Source organism: Cognatundibacterium luofuense (genome assembly GCF_018139685.1).
In the GTDB taxonomy this organism is placed as follows: domain Bacteria; phylum Pseudomonadota; class Gammaproteobacteria; order Burkholderiales; family Burkholderiaceae_D; genus Undibacterium; species Undibacterium luofuense.
In genome coordinates, this window is record NZ_JAGSPN010000631.1 from 1 (window position 1) to 284 (window position 284).

Consider the following 284-nt stretch of genomic DNA (forward strand, 5'->3'; position numbering starts at 1 on the left):
TGATGCTCTGGGCAAATGAAATTTTTGATCGCGATCTGCCTGATACGATTGCACATAGGGTTTAGTATGAAAAAGTTAAAAGTAATGACGGTTGTAGGTACTCGTCCCGAAATCATCCGTTTGGCAAGAGTTATTCCTAAGTTAGATGAACATTGCGAGCATGTACTTGTTCATACAGGTCAAAACTATGATTACGAACTTAACCAAATATTTTTTGATGATTTGGGTATTCGGAAGCCGGATTATTTTCTCAACTCTGCAGGTGCTTCAGGAGCAGAAACGAT

The 284-nt window shown here is 39.1% G+C and carries 1 protein-coding gene; it reads left to right on the forward strand.

Annotation, left to right across the window (positions count from 1 at the left end):
* Positions 1–66: 66 nt before the first annotated feature.
* The coding region (locus tag KDM89_RS21955; RefSeq protein ID WP_212689868.1) for a UDP-N-acetylglucosamine 2-epimerase at positions 67–284 on the forward strand (218 nt) is incomplete at its 3' end.